Consider the following 19915-nt stretch of genomic DNA (forward strand, 5'->3'; position numbering starts at 1 on the left):
CACGCCACGGGCAGTCGGACTATCACCGTTGCGGGTCAGTGCCGGAGTTCCACCGGCTTCCCCCGCGGCATGCGGATGCTGTTGTCAGTCAACGATCGTGCGGGAGGGATCTAGTTGAGTCAAATGGCTGTGAGCTGGGCCATTCACCGGCAGAATCGGCGGGATGGGGGATTTCACGAAGCAGGTCGAGGATGTCGCGCCGACGATCGAGGCGCTGATCCCGGACGAACCGGCGGCGACGCTGGGCACGCACACCGCGCAGCGCAGGCGCGACCGGCACCGCGGCGGCTCCGCGGCCCAGCAGGCGTTGCGCGAGTTCTCGGCCCTCTCGGCGGAACGGCTGCTCGGCGCGCTGGAGCGGGCGGTCGCCGGTCTCGGCCTGACCGCGCCGGCCGACATGATCTCCGGACTGGTGCCACCGCCGCCGAACGCCACGTTCGGCTTCATGTCGATGAGCGAGCGGAGCGCGATGGCGCTGCCGATGGCGTTCGTCGACGGCGCCCACCCCGGCGCGAGCGACCTGATCCTCGAGCAGGTGCGCGCGCTGCTGCCGGACATCAGCGACGTCAAGGGTGACGAGCACGCCATCGCCGTCAAACGCGGGGCCTCGCACCTCGCCGTCGCCGTCGTGGTGTCGAGGGCGGTCCTGAACACGATCGGCACCCCGGCGGCGACGAACCCGGCGGCGGCCATCGGCATCGCGATCGGCACGTGCGCCGAGATCCTGCCGGGTCTGCCCATGCCGCCCGCGTACGAGCGGGCGATGCAGGAGAAGCGGCGCCGCGAGTTCCAGCCCACGTCCTGGGAGACGGAGGCGATGGTGTCCGGCCACCAGTTCGTGGTGGTGGAGGAACCGAGCCTGACGGAACCGGACTTCTCGGCGACGGGTCTCGTCGCCGCGATCGACACCGGGTTCGCGGTGCGCACGGGCGTCGAGGCCGGCAAGGTGCCCGTGTCCGTCCGCGTCGTGCTGGACGAACCGCGCCTGCCCGACCTGGAGCAGTGGGACGAGGTGTCCGAGATCAGCTATCTCGCGGTGACCGGGGCGGCGCGGTTCGGCCACGGCAGCACCGCTCCGTGGTCCGGTGAGTTCCGGGTCCGCGTCTGCGCGACCGGGCGGGACGAGGGCGAGGAGCGCTACGACCTGACGCTGTGGCCCGCGCCCGCGACGGATCCGGTGGTGCACAGGGCGACCGACCGCGTCGGGCACCTGCTGCGCGGGGAGGAGGCGCCGTCGCCGATCTCCCGTCCCGAGCAGCCGTACCAGTGGCTGGAGGAGGACCTAGGGCCTTCGGCGACGGTCACGGTCGTCACGAACGCCACCATCAGCGACGTGGCCGGCGAGTTCGAGCAGGACGCGGTCGCCGTCGACGTCGGCGGCGGAGTGCTCGTCGTCGAGGTCAACGACTACCAGGGCAGCCGTGCCGCGGTCCTGCAACGCCTGTCCCGCAACGGGAAGGCGGCCAGCTACCACTGGAACGCCAACCGGGTGACGAGGCTGTCGTTCGCCCGCGACGGGCAGCTGACCGACGACGTGGAGACCCGGAAGGCGGTGGAGGGACTCAGCTTCACGGATCTGCGCCACCTCGACGCCAAGGGGATCACGGCGGTGGTGAGGTACACCGGTGCCGTGATCCCCGAGTCGGTCCGGGAACGGATCAGTAGTTCGGCAGGATGAGGCTGTTCACGACCTCGGCGAACTCCTCGGTGGGCGCGCCGCCGTTGGCCTGGTTCTTCAGCGCCATGTCCTGGTTCGCGACGACGTACGGCCGCAGGATCTCCTCGTAGCGCCGGAAAGCGCTCGACGGGTCCTTCGCGAGCTCACCGGCGAGCACGTACGCGCCGACCAGCGCCATGCTGGTGCCCTGCCCGGACAACGGCGAACCGCAGTACCCGGCGTCCCCGAGCAGCACGACGGTGCCGCGCGACCAGGAGTCCATCCTGATCTGGCTCATCGAGTCGAAGTGGAAGTCGGGCGCCTCCCACATGTGCTTCAGCGCGGTCGGCCACACCCAGCCCGCGTCCGCGAACTTCTCGGCGAGCAACCGGCGCTGGGCGTCGACGTCGCGGTGGTCGAAGTCGACTTCGCCGTAGAAACCCATGTACACGCGGCATTCCGCGTTCGACCGGGCGCTCATGACGCCGCCACCGACGACCTCGCCCTGCTGGAACGTCTGCCAGTGGTCGAGGCCGAGGAAGTTCGGCGCGGTGAAGACGGCGAGGTTCATGCCGAGGTGGGAGATGAAGTCCGACTCGGGCCCGAAGACGAGGCGGCGGACGGTGGAGTGCAGGCCGTCCGCGCCGACGACGAAGTCGAAGTCGCGCGGGGCCGCCTTCTCGAACGTGACGCGGGTGCCGTCGATCGAGGTGATGGTGTCGTCGAACAGGTACTCCACGCCGTCCACCGCGTCGAACAGCATCCTGGCGAGGTCGTCGCGCAGCAGCTCGACGTCGGGGCTCGCGAGGTCGCCGCCGCTCAGGGTGTGCGTGGTGGAGCGGAACAGCTCGTTGCCGTCGGCGTCGACCATGTTCATGCCGCGCATGTTCGTGCTGGACGACCGCAGCCGGTCGCCGAGTCCCATGCGCTCGACGACCTCCAGGGCGGGACCGCGCACGTCGATGGCCTGGCCGCCGGGCCGCATGCCGCGGAACCGCTCCACCACCGTGACCTCGAAGCCGTGGTGGCGCAGCCAGTAGGCGAGGGCGGGCCCGGCGATGCTGGCGCCGGAGATCAGGACGTTCTTCATGGTGTTGCCCCCTGTGGCTCGGTGTTGCCCACAAGGTGCGCGCCGGCGCTGACCGTCGGCTGACCATCGGCGGTCAGGGTTTGACAGCGACCCCGCGAACGGGACCTCGTTGATCTCCGGGTTGGCCGCGAAGTCGCCCTCGCCGTCGGGCCGCCACGACGGGCAGCCGACCAGACCGGGTTCCACCAGGTCGAACCCGGCGAAGAACGCCAGCAGCTCGTCGTGCGTGCGCGGGAAGGCCTGGTTCGCCGAGCTCTTGACGTTGTAGGTCTGCACGGCCTCGTCCATCCCGGCGGGCTTCGCCTCGGCCGACGCGTGCGACAACGCGAGGAAGCTGCCGGGCGCGATCCCGTTGCGGTAGTGCCCGACGATCGCCGCCGGGTCCCACTCGTCGGGGACGAAGTGCAGCACCAGCAACATGAACAGGCCGACGGGCTGGTCGAAGTCGATGAGCCCGCGTACCGTACCGGCGTTGAAGATCGCGTCCAGGTCGCGCAGGTCGGCCTGCACCACGGCGGTGTCCGGGTCGCCCGCGAGGATCAGCTCGCTGTGCGCGACCGCGACCGGGTCCCGGTCGACGTAGACGACCTTGCAGTCCGGTGCCTCCGCCCGCACGATCTCGTGCAGGTTGCCGACGGTCGGGATGCCGGAGCCGATGTCGAGGAACTGCCGCACGCCCCGCCCGACCATGTGCAGCGCGGCCCGGCGCAGGAACGACCTGTTCAGCCGTGCCGCGTCGCGGACGCCGGGCATGATCTGCTGGATCTTCTCGGCCAGCGCCCGGTCCGGGGCGAAGTTGTGGCCACCACCGAGCCAGTAGTCGTACACCCGAGCCGGTGACGGCACTGTCGTGTCCACCCCTGGTGGGACCCAGCCGAGGTCGTTGCTCACCGACTGAGCGTATCCGTGTGCACCAGTACGGACGACTGGATGAGCATCCGATCGTGTGTATCTGCTCGCCCCCACTGGCGCGATGGCCCTAGTTTGTCCGGGGTCGTCTGAGAGGGATGGTGTGATGCCGAGCGTCACGACGGTGCCGGGCCGCTGGCCTCTCGCCGGGCACTCCCTCGCGCTGCTCCGATCGCCGGTCGGGTTCCTGTCCTCGTTGGCCGCCAAGGGGGACGTGGTCAGGGTCTTCCTCGGCCCCCTGCCGGTGCACCTGGTCACGACACCGGAACTGGCACAGCAGCTGCTCACGTCCGACAAGTTCGACAAGGGCATCGTGTTCGACAAGATGCGGCCGTTGTTCGGCAACGGGCTCGCGACGTCGAACGGCGCGTTCAACCAGCGGCAGCGCCGGATGATGCTGCCCGCGTTCAGCCGCGCGCGGGTCTCGACCTACGCGGAGAACGTGATCACGTCGCTCGCCACCGAGCTGCGCGACTCGTGGCACGACGGTCAGCCGCTCGAGTTCGACGCGCTGATGCAGGACTTCGTGATGACGGTCGCAGGGCGCACGCTGTTCTCCGCCGAGCTCGGCCAGGACGTGCTGGCCGAGATCAGGCGGTCCATCCCGATCATGCTCAGGCACGTGCTGGTGCGCGCGTTCTCCCCGTCGTTCGTGGAACGGTTGCCGCTCAAGGCGAACCGCGAGTTCGACGCGGCCGCGGCCCGGTTGCGCGAGATCATCCCCGCGGTCGTCGTGGGCGCGCGCGAGGCCGGCACGGACCACGGCGACCTGCTGTCGGCGTTGCTCGCCGCGCGCGACGAGGACACCGGCGAGGCCATGACCGACGAGCAGGTCCACGACGAGGTCGTCACGATCCTCACCACCGGCGCGGAGACGACGGCGGTGGCGCTGGCCTGGTTCTTCCACGAGGTCGGTACACGACCCGTTGTGCGGCAACGGTTCCACGCCGAGGTCGACGCCGTGCTGAGTGGCAGGCCGGCGACGTTCGCGGACGTGTCGAAGCTCGAGTACACCGGCCGGATCATCAACGAGGTGCTCCGCCGCACCCCGCCGATCATCCTGATGCGCCGGGCCCGCGAGGACGTCGAGATCGGCGGAGTGCTGGTGCGCAAGGGTTCCGAGATCGCCGTCTCGCAGCACACCCTGCACCGCGACCCGCGCTGGTTCCCGGACCCCGACGGGTTCGACCCGGACCGGTGGGAGCCCGCGAGAGCCGCCGCGCTGCCCAAGGGCGCGTTCATCCCGTTCGGTGGTGGCGCCCGGTTCTGCCCAGGACACTTCCTCGCCCACACGGAGATCACGATCGCCGCCGCGACGATCGCGACCCGGTGGGACCTCGTCCCCGTTGCGGGACACCGCGTCCACGCCCAGGTGAAGGCGACCATGCAGCCGAACCGGCTGCCCATGACCGCCGTGAGCAGAAAGCCCTCCGCGTGAAACTGCTTCCCGTCCTCGCCGCCGTGCTGGCACTGACGTCGCTGACGCCCGCCGCGCACGCCTCCGGTGCCGACTGTTCGATCACGACGCTCCCGGTCTCCGGGCCGACCGGCACGGCGACGGTCTCCGGCCAGCTCTGCACGCCGGCGGGCGCGAACCCGGACTCGATCCAGCTGCTGGTGCACGGCGGCACGTACAACCGCGCGTACTGGGACCTGCCGGGAGTGCCGGAGTCCTATTCGTACCAGCGGAACATGGCCCGCGAGGGCCGTGCGACGTTCGCCGTCGACCGGCTCGGCACGGGCGCCTCGTCGCGTCCGCCCAGCCTGCCGTTGCTGATCTCCGTGGAAGCGCGGACGATGCACGAGGTCGTGCAGCACCTGCGCGCCGGACGCGTCGGCGGCACGGCGTACCGCAAGGTCGTCATCGTCGGGCACTCCGTGGGCTCGGGCATCGTGGCGCTGGAGGCCGCGACGTACCACGACGTCGACGGCGTGGTCCTGTCCGGCATGACGCACATGCCCGCCGTCCCGGTGCTCGCTCTCGGTGCGGCGCTGGGACTTCAGCCGGTGTTCCTCGACAACGTGCTCGCGAAGCTCGGCAGCGACCCGCTGTACTTCACGACGCGGCCGGGTGCGCGGTCCGGGCTCTTCTACGCGATGGACGACGCCGAGCAGGCCGTGGTGAACGCGGACGAGGCCACGAAGGACCAGGTCTCCGTGCCGGGCATGGGAACCGTGGCCGTGTTCGGCATCGTGCTGCCCACGACGTACGGCATCGACGTGCCGGTGTTCCAGGCGGTCGGCAGCGACGACGTGCTGTTCTGCGGCCTGCTGGCGTTGCGCGACTGCTCGAACGCCGACACCCTGCGGGCCCAGGAGGCCCCGTACTACCGGCCCGAGGCCCGGCTGCAGACGTACGTGCTGCCGGGCGCGGGCCACTCCCTCGGTCTGCACCGCAACGCGGAGGACTACCGGGACGCGACCCGCGCCTGGCTGAGCTCTAGGTTCGGGATGTGAGGCGGTAGGCCGAGGTGCCGAGCCCCGATGGCCCCCGGTTGAACACTCCCGCGTTCACCGGGGTCCGGATCTCGTCCTCGCCGTAACGGCTGGTCTCCCTGTGCCAGTTGACGATCGCGACGATCCAGTCCTTCAGCTCGTCGGCGTAGCGGGTCAGCGACGCCCTCGTGGCCGCGTCCAGCGAGAAGTCCTCGAACATCTTCGGCAGGTGCGTCTCCACCGAGGAGATGAACTGGCCGAGACGGGCGTCCATCAACGCGAAGGTCAGCTCGAACGCGCGGGGCTGCGCGACGCCGAGGAAGTTCTCGATCACCCTGACCATGTTGTGCACCTCGCCCTCGTACTGGATCTCCTTGAGGTACGAGAACACGTCGTTGAGCAGGCAGGCGTAGTCCATGGCCGACCGCTCCATGGTCTGGACGACCCTGGTCCCCCAGATCTCCGGCGGCACCGTCGTCGAATGCGAGAAGCGCGAGAGGGACGTCGTCAGTTCGGAACCGAAGGTCGACCGCCGCATCTCCAGGTAGTCGATCGGGTCCGGAATGCGGTTCTGCTGGATGTTGACCACTTCCCACACCCACGCGTCGACCATGTCGTCCACGGTCTGCCGGAACGTCGCGCGGAACTCACCGGACATGGGACCGGCGGTCTTCTGCCAGAGGTCGGCGAGGCTGCGTTCCGTCGCGTTCGCGGGCACCAGGGTCAGCACCATGTCCAGCGGCATGCACTGCTTGAGCCGTGCGGTCTGGACCTTCAGGCCGGCCAGGTCGCGCAGGCGCCCGAACACCCACGGGTAGACGTCGTCGGCGTAGGTGCCCCAGGTCAGCCAGCACGCCGAGAGGAACAGCTCGGCCGGGGTCGCGTCCGGGTCGAGACCCGACGAGCACAGCGCGAGGTCGAACCCGCGGTGCTTGGCCTCGTCCCAGATGCCCTCGCCGTGGATGCCCATCTCCCGGCCCCACACGATGATCTCCTCGCGCACCTGGTCGAGGTGCGGGGACAGCGTCAGGGTGAACGGGACGTCGAAGTCCGGCAGCGTGTACGGCTCGACGACCTTCGGCGTGCTGCTGAACTGCCGGAGCCGTTGCGGCATCGTCTTGGCGTACGACCCGAGGATGCCCAGCTGCGGCTTCGGGGACTTGTTCATGTACCGCGACGACCGCAGGTGCCACTCGTGGCCGCCCGCCTGCCAGTCCTGCAGGCCCTTCACGTAGCCCAGGACGGCCGCGCGCCCGATCGGGTCGACGGCGTGCTCGTCGAGCAGGATCGGCACCTCGGTGAGCGCCGTGTGCTCGAACTGGTGCAGCCGCGACGTCAGCAGGTCGTTGACGGCCTCCGCGGCCTGCTGGGTCGGCACGTCGAGGAACTTCTCGAACACCAGCACGCCGTTGGAGAGCTCACCCTCGTCGAGCACCTCGCGTTCGTAGGAGAACAGGTCGTTGCGCAGGTGCACGGCGTCGCTGAACGTGTCCCTCAGGACCCCGATGGGCCTGCTGAGGGCGATGCTCGCCGGTACCTCGAGGCCGACGGCGTGCTCGACGAGGTTCGCGCTCCACGGTGCGCCACCGACCTTGCGGCGCATCTCGACGTACTCGATCGGGTTGGACAGCCGGTTCGAGCTGATGTTGTGCAGCTCCCACATCGACTCGTCCAGCAGGTGCTTCGTGTTCGCGGCGAACCGTTCGCGCCAGTCTCGTGAGTGCGTCGGGACCGTGCGGCGCCAGAGGTCGGCGAGGCCCTTCTCGACCGGGTTCTCCGGCGTGGCGGTGATGGTGCCGTTGACCGGCATGAACAGCGGCAGCCGGTCGAGGTACGCCTGCGCGCCCTTGAGGTCCGGGTTCCGCTTGTAGAGCTCGACGAAGTGGTCGTCGAAGTAGAAGACCCAGACGTACCAGTCGGTGATGAGGTCGAGCGCCTCACCGTCGCAGTCGGGGTGGGTGTACGCGCAGAGCAACGCGTAGTCGTGCGCCTCCAGGTCGGCGGCGGTCCAGATCACGGTGCCGTGCTGCGGCACGTCGACCATGTCCATCTCGCGGGCCCAGGCGCGTGTGTGGACACGGGCGCGTTCGAGGTTCGGGTTCAGCCGAGCCGGATGGGGCGTGTAGAACTCCGGCAGCTGGAACGGCTGCATGTGCGTTGGACCTCCGCGCGTTGGACGTGTCGCGATGAACGCAACCAGCCCGGCGCGCGGAAACGCCAGATGGTGAAACCTTGATCCACACGTGCGTGGACGGGTGTCGCCCGTTCAGCCCAGCTCGTCCCGGCCGACGAACACTCAGCGCACCAGTGACTGGGCGCTCAGCTTCACCGCGAAAGGGAATTGCAGCTCGATGATTTCCTCGCCGTCGGAACGGGCCTGCTCGACGTACACGCCGTTTTCGAGGTGCAGGCACCGCAGCCACGGACTGTCGTAGTCGATCATCCAGTAGTTCTCGCAGCCGACTTCCTGGAACTTCGCGCGCTTGAGCTCGAGATCCACGTGCCGGGTGCGCGGCGAGAGCACCTCGACCGCCAGCACCGGCGGCCCGATGAGCGCCTGCCTCGAGAACTGCTCGCGCCGGCCGACCACCAGGTCCGGGATGAAGACCGTGTCGTCGGCGAGCACCACGTCGACCGGGGCCGGGAGGACCTCCAGCTCCGGTGGGCAGACAGCCGTGAGCGCCACCAGCAGTCGTGCCACGACGCGCTGGTGCACGGGGCGGGGTGAGGGGCTCATGACCAGCACCCCGTCGACGAGTTCGAAACGGTGCCCGTCATCAGGCATCGCCTCCAGGTCCGCCCACGTCAGCGGTCTGCCGTGGGGAAACGTCGGGACACCACCCATGGTGCGTTCCACCCCCGTGTCGAGGCCACTGTCCGCCGGACGGGTCCCGGCGATGCCATTAGACAAGACTGGTCCGATTCTCACGACTCGCAAGCCCCTTTTGGCCGACCCCGCACCACTGCACGCACACGTCTTCGTCACCACCATCCCGCAGGGTGAGCGATCACTGGTCCTGCCGTGGAAGGCACCACCCGGACGGAGCAGCGAGATGGTTTCAATCGAACAAGTGGCTAATTTTCGATCAATTTTCGGGCGATTTTTGATAACGCGCCGCGCCCTGCCAATTGCTCGCGAATGCGACCCTAACGGAATCTTACGAGCGAGCCAAGCACTCCATTGGAGCAATACCTCACGAGTACCTCACACTCCGATGATCAAAACACCTCCCACTCGATTCCCGGTAATCCGTGTGATCGCGGTGGGGACGGCGTGGGGACGGGTTTCTCCACCCTCGGTGGCACCACCACCGAGGGGAGCAGGGAATGCGCAGGACCGGGGACAGGGTGCGGCAGTGGGTGGCCTTCGCCGTGCTGGCGGCAGCTGTGATCACAGTGGTGGCGCTGGGGCTTTCGCTCTAGCGAGGGTCTCCCTGGCGAAGGCGAGGGGCCGGGGCTGGTGGCCGCGCTCCGCGGCCTCCACCGCCTGCTCCGCGTACCGGATCGCCGCCTCCCGGTCGCCGAGTTCCAAGTACGCGGCGGCGAACTGCTGGAACACGCGTTCGTCGCTCCACCACCGACGCACCTTCCCGAGCCGCTGGAACCGCTCCAGGTAACCGATCGACTCGGCCGGCCGCCCACCCGTCAACGCGTCGAGCGAGAGGCAGACGTACAGCGTCATCTGTCCTACGTGGTCGCGGATCTCCTTCATCGCCGCCAGAACCGCTTCGTCGTCGGGCAGGTTCGTGTACTCCCGGCAGAGTCGCGCGACGTCGCGCGCGAGCGCACCCGCGACATCGGGGTGCCCCATCTCGTAGCGCCAGCGGGCGAAGTCGGCCAGCGCCAGCGCCTCGCCCCGGCGGTCGCCGCACTCCCGGTAGGCGGCGAGCGACCGTTCCATGCAGGCCAGGCACTCCTCGTCCTGGAAGGAGTCGAAGTGCACGTGGGCGATGTTGTGCAGCGTCACCCCCACCTCGCGGACGTCGCGCCGTTCCTCCATCAGCGCGGCGGCTTCCTTCATGTGCGCGAGCGCCTGCTCGGTCCGCCCCAGCTCCGCGTGGTTGATGCCGATGTTGTGCAACGCGTGGGCGACCCCGGACGGCGCGCCCGCCTGACGCATGAGCACGAGACCGCGTTGGAGGTGCTCCATCGACTTGTCGTACTCGCGCCGTTCGCGCGCGATCATGCCGAGCAACCCCGTCGCCGACGCCTCGCCTCGCAGGTCACCGATCTGCCGCGTGAGGGCAATCGCCTCGCGCAGGTGCTCCTCGGCCTTCGGGTTGCCGTCGTCCATGTAGGCCGAACCCAAGCCCCGCAACGCTTCCGCGCGCGCCTTCAGGTCACCGAGCGCGTGCGCCGCCGCGAGCGCGACGCTCTGCACCTCGACGCGTTCCCGCCCTGATCCGCTCAACCACAGGTAGTGCGCGAAATGTGACGGCAGCTGCCACGCGTGCCGGAAGTGTCCCTCGTACGCCGCCAGGTACACGGCGGCCTTGAGGTTCAGCCGCTCCGCGCCCAGCCACTCGAGAGCCTCGACCGGGGTGACGAACACGGGCGGGTCGACCGGCTCGGAGGTGACGGCGGAGTGGAACCTCGGACGACTGGGCGCGATCTTGCCGGCGGAGTCCTCCACACCGCGCAGGTAGTGGTCGAGGATCCGGACGACCGCCTCGGCCCTCTCCCCCGGCTCGACGCAGGCCTTCGCGTGGTCCGCCAACAGGTCGTGGAAGCGGTAGCGGCCGTTCTCCTTCTGCTGCACCAGATGGGCGTCCACGAGCTCGTCGAGCAGCCGTTCGGCCTCCGCGCGGGTCGTGCCGATCACCGCCGCGGCCAGGTGCGCGTCCCAGTCCTCTCCGGTGTGCAGGCCCAGACACCGGAACAGGCGTTGCTGGCCGGCCGTGAGTTGCTGGTAGGACAGGGAGAACGCGCCCGCGACACTGCGTTCCCCCGCACTCAGCTCCGTCAGCCGGTGCTCGGTGAGGCGGCGGACGAGGTCCTGCGCGGACCACGCCGGACGGGTGCGCCAGCGTGCGCCGACGATCCGCACGGCCAGCGGGAGGTACCCGCAGAGCCGCACGACCTCCCGACAGTCCTCGTCGTTCCTGCGGGCGATGCTCGTGAGCAGCTTCAGCGAGTCCACTTCGGACAGCACGTCCAGCGAGACCGTGTGCGCCGCGTCGAGGTCGACGAGCCTGCGCCTGCTGGTGACGAGCACCAGACCGGTGCCGGGCAGCAGCGGACGGACCTGGGAGGCGCTGCCCGCGTTGTCGAGCACCACGAGTGCCTTGCGGTGCGCCATTTCCGCGCGCCACCGGGCGGCACGGGCGTCCAGGCCGTCCGGGATGTCCTGCGCGGGCACGCCCAGCGCGGTCAGCAGCTCCAGCAACGCGTCCGACGGCGTTCTCGGCTCGACGCCCGCGGTGTAGGAGTGCAGGTCCACGAACAGCTGTGCGTCGGGGAACCGGGAAGCCAGCCGGTGGGCGGCGCGGACCGCGATCGTGGTCTTGCCGATGCCCGCCATGCCGTCGATCGCGGTGATCGCGACACACCCGGACGGCACGGCGGCGAGGATCTCGTCCAGGTCGGAGTCACGGCCCGCGAAGTCGGCGATGTCGCCGGGCAGGTCGTTGCGGGCGCGCGGGCGGTTGTCCGCCGTGAGCACCTGCTGGTGCGCCTTCTGCAGGTCCTTGCCGGGGTCGAGGCCCAGCTCGTCGGCGAGCCTGCCGCGGATGTCGTCGTACACCTGCAACGCCTCGGTCTGCCGGTCGCAGCGGTGCAACGCCACGATCAGCTGCGCCCACATCCGTTCCCTGGTCGGGTGCTGACGGGTGAGCGAACGCAGTTCGGGCACCAGCCGCTCGTGCCCGCCCGCGTGCAGGTCCGCCTCGATCCGCGCTTCCAGCGTCGCGAGGTACCTCTCGGTCAACGCGGGCACGTGGTCGCGTTCGAGCGCGTCGCTGCCGATGTCCGCGAACGGGCGCCCGCGCCAGAGCGCCAACGCCTCCTTCGGCTCCAGCCGGCCGAACCGGTGGACGTCGACCTCGTCGGGCCGCACGTCCAGCAGGTATCCGCCCGGCCTGGTCAGCACCAGCCCCGGCAGCGCCTCGCGCAGACGCCCGACCGTGGTCTGCAGGGCGTTGCGCGACCCGCCGGCGAGCTCGACCAGTTCGTCGACCCCGACCACCTGGCCCGCGCGCAGCAGCAACGCGGCGAGCACCACGCGCCGCTTGCCCGGCGGGACGTGGACGTGGCGCCCGTCGAGCACCACGTCCAGCGGCCCGAGCAGGCCGAACGATCTCACCGCCACCGGCCCCAGTGCACGACCTCGTCGAACGCCTTCCGCTTGCGCCGCAGCGGCGAGGCCCCCTCGGAGATGCCCTCCTCCGCCGAGTGCCCGATCGCGATCATGCCGACCGGCACGTACATGTCCGGCACGCCGAACGCCGCGCGCAGCTCCGGCCACGTGTCCTTGTCCGTGCCGAAGAACACCGCGCCGAGGCCCTCGTCGACGGCCGTCTGCAGGATCAGCAACGCGGCCATGCCGGTGTCGATGTCCCAGTAGGGCACGGGCCAGCGGTCCTCGGTGAGGCCGGTCTCGATCTTGTCGGGCTGCGCGTACCGGTCGAGGTAGACCTGCTTGGACGAGAACGGGATGACGACGACCGGCGCCGTCTTCGCCTCTTCCCCGCACCACCACTCGAACATCCCTCTGAGCCGCTCGAGCTGCTCGCCCTGCAGCACCAGAAAGCCCTGGCCCTGCGAGAACCCGGCCGACGGACCGCGCACGGCGTTGCGCATGATCCGCTGGAGGCTCTCGTCGCTGACCGGCTCGTCGGTGAACCTGCGCACCATGCGCCGGCGGCGAACGACGTCCTGGAACTCCACCCCGTACCTCCCCAGATAGGTCACCCGACCGTAGCAGCGTCCGGGGAGACCCACGTCAGAGGCGGCGGAGCCCTGCCAGCACGCGTTCCAGCAGCATCCCGTCCGGCCTGTCGCCACCGAAGGACGAGGCCGTGCGGTGCACGTCGATCAGCCCGTGCCCGGCCATGTCGCCGAGCAGCACCTTCGTGACACCCAGCGGCAACCCGCGCAGGGCGGCGATCTCCGCCACCGAGCGGGGCTGCATGCACAGGGCCAGCACGTCCTGGTGCTCCGGCCGCACGGCGGTCGACGAGAACTCGTTGACCGAGACCAGTGTCTCGATCTCCAGATGCACGTCGGACGTGGTGCGGCCGCCGGTCCACGCGTACGCGCGCACGATCGACGACGAGGCGTCGATGCCCGTCTCTATGGGCGGCAGCGGCGGGACGGGCGCGAACGCCTGGGTCGCGTACGGGTCCGGTTCCCGAATGGGCTCCGGGGAACGCTCGGCCTTGGTCTTCTTGCCGCGCTTGCGGATCCGTTCGCTGTCGAAGCTGAAACCGCTGATCAGGTCACCGAAGTTGACCTGATCGTCAGGCTCTCTGCTCATGCCAGCTCTGCCCGAAGCTCGGGCGTGAGCAGCTGGCCCACCTGCCGCACGACGACCGTCATCTCGTAGGCGATCTGCGCGACGTCGGCCGAGGACGACGCCAGCACGGCGAGAACGGAGCCGTCGCTGATGGCGGACAGCAACATCACGCCTCTGTCCATCTGCACGACCGTGCGGACGACCGACTCACCCGCGAAGTACTGCGACACCGAGTCGGCGAGGGAGACCACGCCGGCCACGATCGCCGCGAACTGCGGTGCGACGTGCGCAGGCAGCTTCGAGGACGAGATCAACACCAGACCGTCCGCGGAGATCACCACGGCGTGTTCGATGCCCGGTGTGCGTTCGGCGAAGTTGGTGACCAGCCAGCCGAACTGGTCCACCTGCGTGCTCATCGACTCTCCTGGTTTTCGGGAAGGCCGCGCTGCACACCGCGCTGGAAGGCGTCGAGGAAGCCTCGGGCCGACTCCGGCGTCTGGCGTGCGGGTGCGGGGGGAGGCGGCGGCGCGGTGGCCGGCCTCGTCTGCTGGAACCACGAAGCCTGCTGCCGTTCGATCGCCTCCCCTCGGAAAGACTCCCAGGACTCCGCCCGTCGTGGTGCCAGTTCCGCCGGAACCAACACGATCGCGCGAGTCCCTCGACCCTGTTCGGCATCCAGACGTACCACGATCTGGTGGCGTGCGGCGAGCCTGCCCACGACGAAAAGTCCCATTTCGCGGGAGACCTGGACGTCCACGCCCTCCCCCGCTGCTTCGAGGCGGTGGTTCGCCGCGGCGAGCGCCTCGGGGTCGATGCCGATGCCCCGGTCGACCACGTCGATCTGGACGATGTCGCCGGCCTCGATCGACGCGCTGATCGCGACCTGCGAGTTCGGCGGCGAGAACGCCGTCGCGTTGTCGAGCAGCTCGGCGAGCAGGCGGACCAGGTCGCTGGCCACGTAGCCGACCACCTCGGCGTTGGGCGCGGTGTGCACCATCACCCGCTGGTACTGCTCGATCTCCGCCGCCGCCGCGCGCAGCACGTCGGTGAGCGGGATCGCCTGGTGGAACCGCCGGGCCACGTCGCCGCCGGAGAGCACCATCAGGTTCTCGTTGTTGCGGCGCATGCGGGTGGCGAGGTGGTCGAGCTTGAAGAGGTTCGCCAGCTGGTCCGGGTCCTCCTCGTACTTCTCCAGCTCCTCCATCAGCTTGAGCTGGCGTTCGACGAGGCTCTGGCTGCGGCGGGAGAGGTTGACGAAGATGTTGCGCATGTTGGCGCGCATGCTCGCCTGCTCGATGACCGACTTCACGGCCTGCTGGTGCACCTCGTCGAAGGCGCGGGCCACCTGGCCGAACTCCTCGGTCGTGTCGACCGGGACGGCCTCGATCTCGGTGCTGCCGCGGCCGGTCGCGACCATCTCGGGCAGCTTGGCCCACGCCACGTCGAGAGCGGAGCGGCGCAGCGCGTTCAGCGAGCGCAGCAGGTAGCGGCCGACGACGAACCCGACCGTGGCCGCCAGGATCAGGCTGGCGAACAGGATCGCGGACGCGGTGCCGGCGGCGTCGCTGGACTCGTCGCGCAGGCGGTTCGCGGTGTTGCGCAGGTCGTCCTGCAGACCCGTGACCACGCTGTCCATCGCCGAGACGACGGCACCGGTGGCGTTGGTCCAGTCCTGCTTCGCGATCGGCAACGGCTTGGGCCGGTTGGGCCCGGTGGGAGGCACGTCCGAGGTCGGGTGCAGCACGGCGGCGGCCAGCATCGTGCGCTGGGCCTCGGTGTCCGGGCCGCTGAAGTTCTTGCCGTAGACCTTCATCTGGTCGGGCGTCGCGAGGGCCGCGAACTCGTCCGCGATGTAGCCGAGCTTGACGTTCGACTCGACCAGCCCGCGGACCTCGGCGTTGGTGAGCTGGCCGCGGGTGAGCCCGGACAGCACGACGGCCTGCTGGTAGAGCACCTGGTCGCGGACGTGCACCACGTGGTGCAGGCCCATCGCGGTGCGCAGCAGGGCGGCGTCGCCGAACTCGCTGGCCATCACCTCGTCGACGTCGAGCAGCGAGTCGGTGAGCTCGGTGTAGATCTTGATCACCGCGGGGATGTCGTTGCTGCTGCGGTCGCGCAACACCGTCAGGTCGCCGATGCGGTTCTGGACGTCGCTGAGGCGGGCGGTCACGACCTCGCTGAGAGAGGTCCTGCCGATCTGGTCGCGCAGCACCGCGCGGGCGTCGTCGGTGCGCTTGCTCTGGTCGGAGAGGAGCTCCGGGCCGACGCCCTCGGCGACGATCCGCCGTTCCGCCTGCACGCCCTCGATCACGGGGATGAGAGCCGCGCGGACCTTCACGAGCCGTTGCAGCGCCGCGTAGGACTCGGCACGCTCGATCTGGGAGTTGATGAGCACGACGCCGGCGCCCACCGCGATGGTGACCGGAACGATCAGCACCGCGGCGAGCTTCACCGGCAGGCGCCAGTTGCGCCAGTTGGCGAGCGACTTGAGCATCAGACGAAGAGCTTGGCCGCGTTCAGGAAGAGCCGGTACAGGCCGTAGGCGAGGGGCAGCCCCACCCACAGCCAGGCACCGATGAGCAACAAACGTTGCTGGGAGCTCACTTCTTCACCACGCCTTCCGCGTCGTCCTTCTCAGCCGACTCTGCGACGTCCGCCGCCTCGGCCTCGTTCCACTTGGCGACGGTGGCCTCGTCATCGCCCTTCGGCGAGGGCACGTCCGTCTCGTTCGCGGCCTGGGGCTCGTGGAACTTCGGGTCGACCGGGCGGATCAACTCGTTCGCGACGAAACCGACGACCAGCAGCGCGATCATGATGTAGAACGACGTGGCGTACAAGTCGGGTCCGGTGTGACCCGCCTTCTTGCCCGCGTCCGCGATGGCGTTGACGATCAGCGGCCCGAGCACGCCCGCCACCGACCACGCGGTCAGCAGGCGGCCGTGGATCGCGCCGACCTGGAAGGTGCCGAAGAGGTCGCGCAGGTACGCCGGGACGGTCGCGAAGCCCGCGCCGTAGAACGACAGGATCACCATCGCCGCGATCACGAACAGCGGGGTGCTGGTCGAGCCGACGGTCAGCAGCACCAGGTAGAGCAGGGCGCCGACGCCGAGGTAGAGGCGGTAGATGTTCTTGCGGCCCACGATGTCCGAAGTGGACGACCAGACGAACCGGCCGGCCATGTTCGCGGCGCTCAGCAGCGCGACGAAACCGGTGGCGGCGGTGGCGGCCACGGGCGTGGAGGACTCCTTGAAGAAGTCGACCAGCATCGGGGCGGCCTTCTCGAGGATGCCGATGCCCGCGGTGACGTTGAAGCACAGCACGACCCACAGCAGCCAGAACTGCGGCGTCTTGATCGCGTTGTTCGCGGAGACGTTGTGGGTGACCGTGACCTTGTTCGGCTTGGCCTTGAGCAAGGCCTCCTTCTCCGCCGTGAACTCCTTGGAGGGCAGGCGGATCAGCAGCACGCCGAGGCTCATGAAGACCGCGTAGGCGATGCCGTGCACGAGGAAGGCCTTGCCGATGCCCGACGTCGAGGTGGCGCCGAACGCCGTCAGCATCGAGGTCGACCACGGGGACGCGATCAGCGCACCGCCGCCGAAACCCATGATCGCGATGCCGGTCGCCATGCCGGGACGGTCGGGGAACCACTTGATCAGCGTGGAGACCGGCGAGATGTAGCCGATGCCGAGACCGATGCCGCCGACCAGGCCGTACCCGAGGACCACGACCCAGTACTGACCCGCCCACACGCCCACGGCCGAGATCAGCAGGCCGGAGCAGAAGGCGATCGTGGACATCAACATGGCCCAGCGCGGACCCCGGCGCTCGACGGTCGTGCCGAGCACCGCCGCCGACAGCCCGAGCATCACGATGCCGAGCTGGAAGGGCAGTGCGGACTGCGTTCCCGTGATGCCCAGGGATTTCTCCAGCGGCGTCTTGAAGACGCTCCAGGCGTAGGCCTGACCAATGGAGAGATGAATCGCCAGAGCTGCGGGCGGAACGAGCCAGCGGTTCCATCCGGGAGGCGCGACTTGACGTTCGCGCGCTAAGAACCCCACTTTATCCCCAACCGTCACCACTTAATGCGGACCGATCGATCCTAGGCCAGGTGCACACGTGCGACAACGGTCTTGACCAAGGCTTCAGGTGTTGCACACGACGCAACTCACGACCGTCCACTTGATACAACGCCTGGTTCGAACCATTTGAGACGAATGAGAACCCGGCTTTCAGTCCGGTTTCTGTCCGACCGAGTCGCACATTGGTCCCGTTTCGTCCGGTTCAGGGGTGCTCCGCGTCGTTGACTGCACACGTGAGAGCGCTACAGTGGGCGCCGCACACGAGGGGCAGGAGCACATGACCAAGGCGATGAGGTCGCCTGGCGAAGCGCAGCACGAGTACCGGGAAATCCGGGGTTTCGCGTCGTTCGACGACCCCGAGACTTTGTCGTACGTCGATTCCGACGGCACCCCGAAGTTCGAGCTCATTCGGCAGACCGACGAATTCCGCACTCTCCGTCGCCGGCTCACGACGTTCATCTTCCCGATGACCGCGCTTTTCCTGTCGTCCTACCTGACCTTCGTACTGCTGTCCGCGTACGCGAAAGACTTCGTCAGCACCAAGGTGATCGGTGTGATCAACTTGGGCATCCTGCTGGGCCTCGGACAGTTTGTGACTTCGATCATCATCACGCTCGGTTATGCCCGTTACGCAAAGCGACGGCTGGACCCGCAGCGGAAATTGCTCGCCGAGAAGACGGGCGTCGAGGAGTAAGTCATGCCCACCACCGGCAACCCGGTGCTGAACCTCAGCGTCTTCGCGGTGTTCGTCCTGATCACCCTGTACATCGTCTACCGGTTCAGCAGCCGGAACGTGACGGCGTCGGACTACTACGCCGCCGGCAGCTCGTTCACCGGCGCCCAGAACGGCGTGGCGCTGTCCGGTGACTTCCTGTCCGCCGCGTCGTTCCTCGGCATCTCCGGCGGCATCGCGGCGCACGGCTACGACGGGTTCCTCTACTCCGTCGGCTGGGTCGTCGCGTGGCTCGTCGGGCTGCTGCTGATCGCGGAGGGCCTGCGCAACACGGGCCGCTTCACCGTCGGCGACGTGCTGGCGTTCCGGATGAAGCAACGCCCGGTGCGCGCCGCCGCCGCGAACGCGACGCTGGTGATCTCGTTCTTCTACATGATCGCGCAGATGGCGGGCGCCGGCGGCCTGATCGCGTTGCTGCTCAACGTGACCTCGAAGTGGGGCCAGGCGGTCCTGATCGCGCTCGTCGGCATGATCATGGTGCTCTACGTGCTGCTCGGCGGCATGAAGGGCACGACCTGGGTGCAGATCATCAAGGCCGTCCTGCTGCTGCTCTGCGTGACGCTGATGAGCGTCTTCCTGCTGGGCAAGTTCGGGTTCAGCCTGTCGGCGATCATGCAGCAGGCCACCGAGAACAACAAGCTCGGCGAAGCGGTGCTGGACCCCGGCGCGAAGTACGGCTTCAGCGCGATGTCCAAACTGGACTTCGTCTCGCTGGCTCTGTCGCTGGTGCTGGGCATCGCGTCCCTGCCGCACGTGCTGATGCGCTTCTACACCGTGCCGAACGCGTCCGAAGCGCGTCGCTCGGTCGTGTGGGCGACGTGGACGATGGTCATCTTCTACCTGTGCACGCTGGTGATCGGCTTCGGCGCGATGGCGCTGGTGGGCACGGACAAGATCGCCGCGGCACCGGGTGGCGAGAACTCCGCCGCGCCGCTGCTCGCGTTCGAGATCGGTGGCGCGGTGCTGCTCGGCGTCGTCTCCGCGGTCGCGTTCGCCACGATCCTCGCGGTCGTCGCGGGCCTGACGCTGGCGGCCTCCGCCTCGTTCGCCCACGACGTCTACGCGAACGTGATCAAGCGCGGCAACGCCGAACCCCGCCGGGAGATCCGGGTCGCCCGGCTCACCGCCGTCGTCGTCGGCATCCTGTCGATCATCGGCGGCATCGCGGCGAACGGGCAGAACGTCGCGTTCCTCGTGTCGCTCGCGCTCGCGCTGGCCGCCTCGGCGAACCTGTCGACGATCCTCTACACGATCTTCTGGCGGCGCTTCAACACCACCGGCACGCTGTGGAGCATCTACGGCGGCCTGGGCTCCTGCCTGGTGCTGATCATCTTCTCGCCGGTGATGTCGGGCGCGAAGACGTCGATCTTCCCGGACATCGACTTCGCGTGGTTCCCGCTCGGCAACCCCGGGCTGGTGTCGATCCCGTTCTCGTTCCTGTGCGGGTTCCTCGCCACGATCTTCTCGAAGCGCGAGCCGGAGATGGACGGCAAGGCCGCCGAGATGGAGGTCCGCGCGATCTCGGGCATCGGCGCCCGCACGTAGCGGCGCGGCCTGC

General features: G+C 68.9%; 14 protein-coding genes, 2 pseudogenes and 1 riboswitch. Of the genes and pseudogenes, 5 read left to right on the top strand and 11 right to left on the bottom strand.

What is annotated here, in order from left to right; genetic code table 11:
• Positions 1 to 72: riboswitch (adenosylcobalamin-variant (AdoCbl-variant) riboswitch) on the bottom strand.
• A 91-nt stretch (positions 73 to 163) separates the two neighbouring features.
• Positions 164 to 1678: a DUF6461 domain-containing protein gene (locus ACWF7A_RS35640; protein WP_452254911.1), complete on the top strand. Its 1515-nt coding sequence runs from the start codon at positions 164 to 166 to the stop codon at positions 1676 to 1678.
• Here the strand turns inward: ACWF7A_RS35640 and ACWF7A_RS35645 are convergent.
• On the bottom strand, positions 1659 to 2747 hold the full coding sequence (locus tag ACWF7A_RS35645; protein ID WP_452255040.1) for an FAD-dependent monooxygenase: 1089 nt from the start codon (positions 2745 to 2747) through the stop codon (positions 1659 to 1661). The genes ACWF7A_RS35640 and ACWF7A_RS35645 overlap by 20 nt on opposite strands.
• 90 nt (positions 2748 to 2837) lie before the next feature.
• Positions 2838 to 3638: pseudogene (locus tag ACWF7A_RS35650) on the bottom strand (SAM-dependent methyltransferase); the annotation flags it as partial.
• 124 nt (positions 3639 to 3762) lie between these two features.
• On the opposite strand from ACWF7A_RS35650, the gene ACWF7A_RS35655 reads away from it, so the two are divergent.
• Together ACWF7A_RS35655 and ACWF7A_RS35660 are read left to right on the top strand one after the other, a co-directional pair.
• A complete protein-coding gene (locus ACWF7A_RS35655) occupies positions 3763 to 5094 on the top strand; it encodes a cytochrome P450 (protein WP_452254912.1) in 1332 nt (443 codons plus the stop codon).
• Positions 5095 to 5117: 23 nt separating this feature from the next.
• On the top strand, positions 5118 to 6113 hold the full coding sequence (locus ACWF7A_RS35660; RefSeq protein ID WP_452255041.1) for an alpha/beta hydrolase: 996 nt from the start codon (positions 5118 to 5120) through the stop codon (positions 6111 to 6113).
• Here ACWF7A_RS35660 and ACWF7A_RS35665 read toward each other — a convergent pair.
• The 9 genes and pseudogenes from ACWF7A_RS35665 to ACWF7A_RS35705 form a co-directional block, all read right to left on the bottom strand.
• Positions 6097 to 8244, bottom strand: a complete 2148-nt coding sequence (locus tag ACWF7A_RS35665) for a terpene synthase family protein (RefSeq protein WP_452254913.1) — start codon at positions 8242 to 8244, stop codon at positions 6097 to 6099. The two genes, ACWF7A_RS35660 and ACWF7A_RS35665, sit on opposite strands and share 17 nt — an antisense overlap.
• 144 nt (positions 8245 to 8388) lie before the next feature.
• Positions 8389 to 8937, bottom strand: a complete 549-nt coding sequence (locus ACWF7A_RS35670) for a Uma2 family endonuclease (protein WP_452254914.1) — start codon at positions 8935 to 8937, stop codon at positions 8389 to 8391.
• Between the two features lie 546 nt (positions 8938 to 9483).
• Entirely contained in the window at positions 9484 to 12399 is a 2916-nt protein-coding gene (locus tag ACWF7A_RS35675) for a BTAD domain-containing putative transcriptional regulator (RefSeq protein ID WP_452254915.1), read from the bottom strand.
• On the bottom strand, positions 12390 to 12977 hold the full coding sequence (locus ACWF7A_RS35680) for a nitroreductase family protein (RefSeq protein ID WP_452254916.1): 588 nt from the start codon (positions 12975 to 12977) through the stop codon (positions 12390 to 12392). The genes ACWF7A_RS35675 and ACWF7A_RS35680 overlap by 10 nt, the downstream gene beginning before the upstream one ends.
• Positions 12978 to 13032: 55 nt before the next feature.
• Entirely contained in the window at positions 13033 to 13566 is a 534-nt protein-coding gene (locus ACWF7A_RS35685) for a DUF742 domain-containing protein (RefSeq protein WP_452254917.1), read from the bottom strand.
• Positions 13563 to 13961: a roadblock/LC7 domain-containing protein gene (locus tag ACWF7A_RS35690; protein WP_452254918.1), complete on the bottom strand. Its 399-nt coding sequence runs from the start codon at positions 13959 to 13961 to the stop codon at positions 13563 to 13565. The genes ACWF7A_RS35685 and ACWF7A_RS35690 overlap by 4 nt, the downstream gene beginning before the upstream one ends.
• Entirely contained in the window at positions 13958 to 16039 is a 2082-nt protein-coding gene (locus ACWF7A_RS35695) for a sensor histidine kinase (protein ID WP_452254919.1), read from the bottom strand. Before ACWF7A_RS35695 ends, ACWF7A_RS35690 begins: the two co-directional genes overlap by 4 nt.
• A complete protein-coding gene (locus ACWF7A_RS35700) occupies positions 16039 to 16149 on the bottom strand; it encodes an MFS transporter small subunit (protein WP_433203837.1) in 111 nt (36 codons plus the stop codon). The genes ACWF7A_RS35695 and ACWF7A_RS35700 overlap by 1 nt, the downstream gene beginning before the upstream one ends.
• 122 nt (positions 16150 to 16271) lie before the next feature.
• A pseudogene (locus ACWF7A_RS35705) lies at positions 16272 to 17603 on the bottom strand (OFA family MFS transporter); the annotation flags it as partial.
• Positions 17604 to 17901: 298 nt separating this feature from the next.
• On the opposite strand from ACWF7A_RS35705, the gene ACWF7A_RS35710 reads away from it, so the two are divergent.
• The gene (locus tag ACWF7A_RS35710; protein WP_452254920.1) at positions 17902 to 18318 is read left to right on the top strand and encodes a DUF485 domain-containing protein; all 417 of its coding nucleotides are present in this window, start codon (positions 17902 to 17904) and stop codon (positions 18316 to 18318) included.
• Between the two features lie 3 nt (positions 18319 to 18321).
• Positions 18322 to 19902 (top strand): solute symporter family protein, encoded by a 1581-nt coding sequence (locus ACWF7A_RS35715; RefSeq protein WP_452254921.1) that lies wholly within the window; start codon positions 18322 to 18324, stop codon positions 19900 to 19902.
• Positions 19903 to 19915: the final 13 nt, after the last annotated feature.

This window comes from Lentzea sp. NPDC055074, assembly GCF_053608005.1.